General features: G+C 61.4%; 8 protein-coding genes and 1 other RNA gene. All 9 read right to left on the reverse strand.

Annotated elements, in window-relative coordinates; translation table 11 throughout:
• Positions 1-3: 3 nt before the first annotated feature.
• Positions 4-1,284 carry a saccharopine dehydrogenase family protein gene (locus tag ABW043_RS04975; RefSeq protein WP_353920126.1) on the reverse strand — a complete coding sequence of 427 codons (1,281 nt, stop codon included), beginning with the start codon at positions 1,282-1,284 and terminating at the stop codon, positions 4-6.
• A 45-nt stretch (positions 1,285-1,329) separates the two neighbouring features.
• Entirely contained in the window at positions 1,330-2,430 is a 1,101-nt protein-coding gene (locus ABW043_RS04980; RefSeq protein WP_353920127.1) for a carboxynorspermidine decarboxylase, read from the reverse strand.
• 188 nt (positions 2,431-2,618) lie between these two features.
• On the reverse strand, positions 2,619-2,801 hold the full coding sequence (locus tag ABW043_RS04985; protein WP_353920128.1) for a hypothetical protein: 183 nt from the start codon (positions 2,799-2,801) through the stop codon (positions 2,619-2,621).
• Positions 2,802-2,999: 198 nt separating this feature from the next.
• Positions 3,000-3,149: a hypothetical protein gene (locus ABW043_RS04990; RefSeq protein ID WP_353920129.1), complete on the reverse strand. Its 150-nt coding sequence runs from the start codon at positions 3,147-3,149 to the stop codon at positions 3,000-3,002.
• A gap of 187 nt (positions 3,150-3,336) precedes the next feature.
• Positions 3,337-3,724: RNase P RNA component class A (rnpB, locus tag ABW043_RS04995), an RNA gene on the reverse strand.
• Positions 3,725-3,769: 45 nt separating this feature from the next.
• Positions 3,770-4,516 (reverse strand): TerB family tellurite resistance protein, encoded by a 747-nt coding sequence (locus ABW043_RS05000; RefSeq protein WP_353920130.1) that lies wholly within the window; start codon positions 4,514-4,516, stop codon positions 3,770-3,772.
• Positions 4,517-4,631: 115 nt separating this feature from the next.
• The gene (locus tag ABW043_RS05005; RefSeq protein WP_353920131.1) at positions 4,632-5,429 is read right to left on the reverse strand and encodes a hypothetical protein; all 798 of its coding nucleotides are present in this window, start codon (positions 5,427-5,429) and stop codon (positions 4,632-4,634) included.
• A gap of 127 nt (positions 5,430-5,556) precedes the next feature.
• A complete protein-coding gene (gene metF, locus ABW043_RS05010) occupies positions 5,557-6,453 on the reverse strand; it encodes a methylenetetrahydrofolate reductase [NAD(P)H] (protein WP_353920132.1) in 897 nt (298 codons plus the stop codon).
• 4 nt (positions 6,454-6,457) lie between these two features.
• On the reverse strand, positions 6,458-7,408 hold the full coding sequence (locus tag ABW043_RS05015; protein ID WP_353920133.1) for an ArsR/SmtB family transcription factor: 951 nt from the start codon (positions 7,406-7,408) through the stop codon (positions 6,458-6,460).
• Between the last annotated feature and the right edge of the window lie 185 nt (positions 7,409-7,593).

Below are 7,593 nucleotides of genomic sequence, written 5' to 3' on the forward strand. Positions count from 1 at the left end.
TGATCAGGAGGCGCCCAGCCGGGCCTTTTTCTGTTGGGGCAATTTCTCCCCCGAAAAGCTGCGATCACCCTTGTCGTCGCGCAGGCGAGTCGGCAGCCCCATGGTTTCGAGCAGGCTCAGGAACGGCACGGGCGGCAGTTCCTCGATATTGGCCATGTGGTGGCAATCCCACTCGCCCTTGGCAATCAGCATGGCCGCAGCAATGGCCGGAACGCCGGCGGTATAGGAAATCGCCTGGCTGCCGGTTTCGGCAAAGGTCTCTTCGTGGTCGCAGATGTTGTATATCAACATCTCCGCCTCGGCGCCGTTGCGCATGCCCTTGATCAGGTTGCCGATGAAGGTCTTGCCGGCATAGTCGGGCGCGAGCGAAGCCGGATCGGGCAGCACGGCCTTGACGACCTTGAGCGGCACCACTTCCTGGCCCTCAGCAGTGAGAACAGGCTTCTCCGAGAGCAGGCCGAGATTTTTGAGCACGGTGAAGACGTTGATGTAGTGCTCGCCAAAACCCATCCAGAAACGGATGTCGGGCACGCCGAGATTAGCCGAAAGCGAATGCACCTCGTCGTGGCCGGTGAGGTAGGTCTTGTGCGAACCAACGACTGGCAGATCGTCGGTGCGACTGACCTCGAACATTTCATTCGGCGTCCACTGGCTGTTCTGCCAACTCCAGACCGTACCCGTGAACTCGCGGAAATTGATCTCCGGATCGAAATTGGTAGCGAAATAGCGGCCGTGGCTGCCGGCGTTCACATCGATGATGTCGATGGAATCGATCCGGTCGAAATAGTGTTGCGAGGCCAGTGCCGCATAGGCATTGACGACGCCCGGATCGAAACCCGCGCCGAGAACGGCTGTAATGCCCTTGCGCTCGCACTCTTCGCGATGCTTCCACTCGTAATTGCCATACCAGGGCGGCGTTTCGCAGACCTTGGACGGGTCTTCGTGGATGGCCGTATCGATATAGGCAGCGCCGGCCTCGATAGCGGCGCGCAGCACCGACATGTTGAGAAAGGCCGAACCGGCATTGAGCACGATCTGGCTCTTGGTGCGCCGGATGAGGGCCTTGGTGGCCTCGACATCCATGGCGTCGAGCTGGTGAGCCGCGATCAGGCCTGGCCGCTTGAGCACCTTGCGCTCAAGAATGCCGGCAATGATGGCTTCGCATTTTTCGACGGTGCGGGAAGCGATGTTGATGTCACCCAGGACATCGTTGTGCATGGCGGCCTTAACGGCTGCAACCTGCGCGACACCTCCGGCACCGATGATCAGAATGTTCTTTTTCAATTGGCACGAAACACCTTCTTGGTGGTGGATATTGCCCAGCCGGGATCAGGAAAGGCTGGAGACGTAATCGGCATAGTCGAACGCGCGCACGAGTTCGATTTCTCCGCTCTTTCGGCGGATGGCGATGGCCGGCATGTTGACGCCGTTGAACCAGTTCTTCTTCACCATCGTGTAGCCGCCCGCATTGAGCAGCGATATGCGACTTCCAACGCTCAGCGGCGCCGGAAAGTCGAATTCCCCGAACACATCGCCCGCCAGGCAGGATTTGCCTGCGATGAAATAGCGGTGTGGGCCGGCATCGGACGCGACAGCGGCGCTCTGCCGGTAAACCAGAAGGTCCAGCATATGCGCTTCTACGGCGCTGTCCACGATGGCGACTGGTTTGCCATTTTCCACGATGTCGAGAACGCTGACTTCCAGCGTCGTCGTATCCGTCACCGCGGTATCGCCGGGCTCGAGATAGACCTGCACGCCGAACCGCTGGGCAAAGGTCTTCAGCCGAGCGGCAAGACCCTCGATGGGATACCCGGGCTTGGTGAAATGAATACCGCCGCCGAGGCTGACCCAATCGAGATGTTCAAGCAGCGGGCCCAGCTTGGCCTCGAACTGGTCAAGCAATGCCGAAAAGGCATCGAGCGAGTCGTTCTCGCAATTGCAGTGCAGCATGAAGCCGGAAACGCGATCCATGACGGCTTCGACGCGTGCGAGATCCCACTCGCCGAGGCGGCTGAAGGGACGGGCCGGATCGGCGAGATCGAAATGGGAGTGGCTGATGCCCGGATTGACCCGCAGGCCTATGGGCAGATGGGTAGCCTTATGGGCGAAACGCTCAAGCTGGCCGACCGAGTTGAAAATGATCTTGTCGGCATTGGCGATAGCCTCGTCGATCTCGCCATCGGACCAGGCGACCGAATAGGCATGGGTCTCGCCGCCGAACTTCTCGCGACCGAGCTTTACCTCATAGAGCGAGGACGAGGTGGTGCCATCCATGTGGGGCGCCATCTGCGCAAAGGCCGACCAGGTGGCAAAGCACTTGAGGGCCAGCAGGCACTTGGCTCCCGACTCGGCGCGCAACTTGTCGATGAGGGCGAGGTTCCGATCGAGCGCAGTTTCATCGATCAGATAATACGGTGTGGCCAGAGGCATCGCGCTCGAACTCCTACAGCGTGTGCCGCCGGTCTACGGCGGAAAAAGCGAAGCGTTCGCCTTAAAGCCATGAAGGAACGTGCGCAAGTGCGAGGCGCCGCGCATCACCTATGCCAGAAAAGGAAAAGCCCCAGGACGGGAGGGTCCAAGGGCTCAAACTTCAGTGCAGATGTGCACCAGACGTATGATCAGGAAAAGACCACATGCTTGACTGGCGCTTCATTTGCGAGCGGAGCAATGCTGTCGTTCGTGCAAAGCGAAGCGTCCTTGAACACGCAGTCGTTCGGGTCGGTCGTGGATGCAGCAAAGCTGGGAGCTGCAGTCACGGAAATGAGCAACGCAGCGACGACGCCTGCAAAAATAGCCTTCATCAGAAATCTCCTAGATACGAATGACGCGGTTTCTAGTGATGCCGCCTTGCCCAAGCGTTACCGCAAAAGGCGAAATTGGCCGCGACGGCTCAGATCGCGTAGCTATGGTTGACTATTGATTGAGCCGTCAGCGGATGGTGCTGGACACCCAGGCGAACAGCCCGAGGGTCTCAGTGTCGGGCCCGAAAGCCCCAACGATTAGCTGTTGTTGACGTCAACCAGCGACTGCGTGACGCAGAGGGTCTTGTCCTTGAACGAGCAGTTGTCGCCCGAGGTAGCGGCGAAGGACGGGGTAGCAACGCCGGCAACCATGAGCGAGGCGATAGCGAGAGCGATGATCTTCTTCATTTGGGGTGTCTCCGTGTGTTGTTGACGAGAACAAAATAACCACCCCAGCATTGCCGCAACATTGCGCGGCAATAAAATCTCTCAATAAAATCATGAACTTATCGCAATGTAGCCGCAATGTACATTAACCCGCGACAATGCCTGTGGCGCCGCGCAGGCGGAATTATGTCAGTTCCATGAAGAGGTTAACGCCAGTTGACCTATAAGCCGGGTTCTGTAGGGCCGCGCCGAAGCGCGACGTGGTGACCATTCATCTGAGGCGCCTGTTGCCAGGACGCTCGTGCAACCAACCCGGATGATCTGGCCTCAAAACAGGCTGGGACCGAAATCCCGCGTCATCCCTATTTGGTCTTGCTCCCGGTGGGGTTTACCGTGCGGTCCCTGTTGCCAGGCACCCGGTGCGCTCTTACCGCACCCTTTCACCCTTACCTCGGCAGGCCGAGGCGGTTTGCTTTCTGTGGCACTTTCCCTGGGGTCGCCCCCGGCGGCCGTTAGCCGTCACCGTGTTTCGAAGGAGCCCGGACTTTCCTCCGGCAGCAGGTTACCCCGCTGCCAGCGGTCACCCGGTCAACTGGCGCGCCGATGTAGAGGCGCACCCTGCCCGGCGTCAAGCGCGAAGATCAGGTGAGGAGCGGCTGCGGACGCGGCTTGGTGATGGCCTGGTAGGCAAGGTTGATCGCCGCCATGCGGGCGGTCGCGACGTCGATCAATTCCTCGGGCACGCCCTTGGCGATCAGGCGGTCAGGATGGTGCTCGGCAACGAGCAGACGATAGACACGGCGCACTTCTTCCGGCGGCGCTTCGTGCGACAGGCCGAGAACGAGATAGGGGTCGACGCCCTCTTCGAGCATGACGTGCTGCGACGCGATCTGTTCGAAGCGCACTTCATCGAAGCCGAAGATAGAGCTGACCGAGCGCAGATAGTCGAGTTCAGCTTCGTGCACGAGCCCATCGGCCGTCGCGATGAAGAACAGGCCATCGAGCACATGTTCGAGCGTTTCCGGCGTGTCCGAGAAGAACCGCGCAACCTTGCGCGCATAGGCCTCGTAGCCGGCGACGTCCTGCTTGGCGAGATTGAACAGCCGCTCCACCTGGGGCTCCTGGCCCTTGGTGATTTCGACAGTGGCGTTGAAGGCCCGAACTTCGGAGGCCGTCACGGCGCCGTCAGCCATGGCCATCTTGGCCGAAAGCGCGATCAGGGCGAGCGTGAATGCGGCCTCGCGGCCACCGGGCAGCCAGGTGTCGGGATCGAGAATATTGGCGATATGGCCCACGACTCCCGTGCGGCGCGAGAACGAGCCGAGGAAGCTCGAAAGCTTCTGCCAGACATCGCGATTTTCTTCCGCCTTGCGTACGCAGCACAACATCTGCTTGCCCCTCACGCCGATCGAGTCAGCCCAAAGAATAGGTCGTGCAGGTTATCCGGGCATTGCGCCGCGGTCCATGCCCCGTTTCGCATGGGAGCCGCCCGTCCCTCGCCGATCAGAATGGCGTGTAGTAGACGTCGTCATTGCTCTGCGGATAGCGCTGGTTGCGCGGCCCCTGATCGAGCCAGAAGCCGTCGCTGTCATAGGCCGGCGCATTGTTCTGCTGCACCCGATACGTGGCGCTGCTCTGCTGGCCGCGACGGGCGAGGAATTCGTTGAGCGGACCAGCTTCCCAATCTTCGAGATCTTCGGCGGTGACCAGATCGCTGGGCTGCTGCACCGGCACGATCGGCGCAGCAGTCGGCTGGTCGATGATGAGCGGCTGGTTCGAAGCCAGCGGAACGCTAACCGGCTGCGGTCGCATGGACAGCGGCATGGGCATCGGAGCGGCCTTGGCCGGGAGGGCGGCGACCTGCTCGACCGGCGCTGGCGTCGTCGCGACGGGCGCAGGGGTAGTGACGGCCTGGGTCGGCTGTTGCACTGCGGGCGTGGTGGCCGGCTGAGCGACAGGCTTGGCGGGCGCAGCAGTGGCTGGGCTACCGCCACCCGTGATGTAGCTCGGCAGCGTCTTGCCAGACTGCTGGAAGGCAGAAACCGGGTCCGAGGCGCTGGCAACGGCCTGCGGCGTTTCGGCAGGCGTAGGAGCGGCCTTCGGCGCGTCAGCCACCACCGGCGTCGGCGTCGCCGACGGCACGGCCGTCGCTGTGTTGCCTGGAACGGGCGCGGAATCGATGACCGCTACGCTGGGCGTGCCGGCAAAGGCGCCAGTGAGATAGTCGGCAGCAGGAATGCCGATGACGAGCAACGCCCCGGCCCATGCAAGGCCATTGGTCAGGCGACGATCCATCTTCATAGGTCTAGTCGGCTCCGCTTTCCGTCGCAATTGATCCGCCCTTCAAGGCGAACTTGGTGGCCATTTTATGAACCATAAGTTCAAATAGTCTTGCGACCACCAAGCTGAACGTGACCTGAACGCCGGTTTAGTCCGGCCGACGGCCCAGCAAACGCGCCAAAGCCAGCACTAAATTCGAGCGATTGAGCGTGTAGAAGTGGAACTCGGTGACCCCTTCATCGAGGAGTTCGGTCACCTGTTCGGCGGCCACCGCAGCCGCCACCAGCGCATGCGTATCGGGGTCGTCGTTCAGCCCCTCGAAGCGCTCGGCGAGCCAATCCGGGATCGAGGCGCCGCAGCGAGCAGCAAAACCGGAAATCTGCTTGAACGAGTGGATCGGCTGAATACCCGGCACGATCGAAGCAGTGATACCGGCCTTACGAGCCCGGTCGACGAAACGCAGATAGTCCGAATTGCGGAAGAACATCTGCGTGATGGCGCGGTCGGCGCCCGCATCGATCTTGCGTTTGAGGTTGTCGATATCGGCGTCCCAGCTCGCGCTTTGTGGATGCTTTTCGGGATAGGCGGCGACGGAAATATCGAAATCGCCAAGCTTGCGGATGCCGGTCACGAGATCGGCGGCGTTCTGGTAGCCTTGGGGATGCGGCACGAAGGGCTGACCGATGCCTTCCGGCGGATCACCACGCAGTGCCACGATGCTCTTCACCCCGACATCGGCGAAACCGCGCACGACATCGTCGATTTCCTCCTTCGAGGCGCCGACACAGGTGAGATGCGCGGCAGCGGGCACGCCGGTATCGGACGTTATATGACGGACCATGCGCAGGGTACGCTCGCGGGTAGAGCCCCCTGCCCCGTATGTAACCGAGACAAAGCGCGGCTTCAGCGGCGCCAGCTTGTTGATCGATTCCCAGAACTTCTCTTCCATCGCGTCGGTCTTGGGCGGGAAAAACTCGAAGGAAATCTGCAGTTCGGGGCGCTTGTCAGCGGTCAGGCGACTGGCGCGGAGGTCGTCGTCGATCATCGGTCTATTCCGTCTTTGCGCGGTCGCTGAGGCGCCAGAGGCATACCGTCAGCCCACCATCGGTGTTCTTGCTGGGGAATTCGCGCACGGATTGCACTTGCAACCCTGCACCCTCCGCCCAGCCCGTCATCTGTTCTCGCGACAGGCCAAGCCGGCGATGGGCATGTTCGGTCCGCAGGAATTCGAGAGCGTGCGGCGCAAAATCCACGATCAGGATTTCGCCACCGCTTTTGAGCAGGCGTCGCGCCTGCCCCAGCATTCGGCCGGGATCGTCGAAATAATGCAGCACCTGGTGGATCACCACCACATCGGCAAGGCCAATGGCAGAATCGAGCGCGGCGATATCGCCGAGACGGACCTGCGCCTGATTGAGCCCCGCGGCCGCGAGACGCGAACGCGCAACGGCCAACATTTCCCGGCTCGAATCGACGCCGATGGCGCGCTTGTAGGCTGGCGCCAGGAGTTCGAGCATGCGGCCGGTGCCAGTGCCCAGGTCGACCAGAAGATCGACGACACGATTGTTGAGCGTTTCGAGCAGCGCGGCTTCAACAGCCTCTTCGGGGACATGCAGGGTTTTCAGCAAGTCCCAGCTATCGGCGACCTTGGCGAAATAGGCCGTAGCAAGCGCCTGCTGGGCGGAGTGCGCGGCAGCCTGGCGGTCGCGATCGCGCTGGCGCTCGGGATTGTTGTGATCGATGCGGGCCACCAGCCAGCGGGCAAGCTCGGCACCGTGGCCGTGTGGGGCAAGCCCATAATAGGCCCAGGCGCCTTCGGCGTGCCGTTGGATAAGGCCTGCATCGGCGAGAAGCTTGAGGTGGCGGGAAACGCGGGGTTGGCTCTGATCGAGGATCTCGGTAAGATCCTTGACGGAATGATCGCCATCGGCGAGCAGCGCCAGAAGCCGCAAACGCGTGCTCTCCCCCGCTGCCTTCAATACACCGACAAGTTCAGACAAGTTCCGCCTCGCGCACAAGATATAAAGATATCTTTATATCTAGCTCAAGGTGGAGGTCCAGCGGTTTTTTGGCCGGCTGATGTGGATTGGCGTGGCCGCGCTCGAAAGAAAACGCCGCGGGATTGCCGCGGCGCTTGTTGGGTCAGGCGGTCATGGCCTGCGGCTGGTGTATTTCCGCGGCTGCC

It is taken from the genome of Devosia sp. (assembly GCF_040509215.1).
In the GTDB taxonomy this organism is placed as follows: Bacteria; Pseudomonadota; Alphaproteobacteria; order Rhizobiales; family Devosiaceae; genus Devosia.

Excerpts from the sequence above, each read along its gene's own strand:
- ABW043_RS04980 (WP_353920127.1), bottom strand. The coding sequence starts at position 2,430 with ATGCCTCTGGCCACACCGTATTATCTGATCGATGAAACTGCGCTCGAT.
- ABW043_RS04985 (WP_353920128.1), bottom strand. The coding sequence starts at position 2,801 with ATGAAGGCTATTTTTGCAGGCGTCGTCGCTGCGTTGCTCATTTCCGTG.
- ABW043_RS04990 (WP_353920129.1), bottom strand. The coding sequence starts at position 3,149 with ATGAAGAAGATCATCGCTCTCGCTATCGCCTCGCTCATGGTTGCCGGC.
- ABW043_RS05000 (WP_353920130.1), bottom strand. The coding sequence starts at position 4,516 with ATGTTGTGCTGCGTACGCAAGGCGGAAGAAAATCGCGATGTCTGGCAG.
- ABW043_RS05005 (WP_353920131.1), bottom strand. The coding sequence starts at position 5,429 with ATGAAGATGGATCGTCGCCTGACCAATGGCCTTGCATGGGCCGGGGCG.
- metF (WP_353920132.1), bottom strand. The coding sequence starts at position 6,453 with ATGATCGACGACGACCTCCGCGCCAGTCGCCTGACCGCTGACAAGCGC.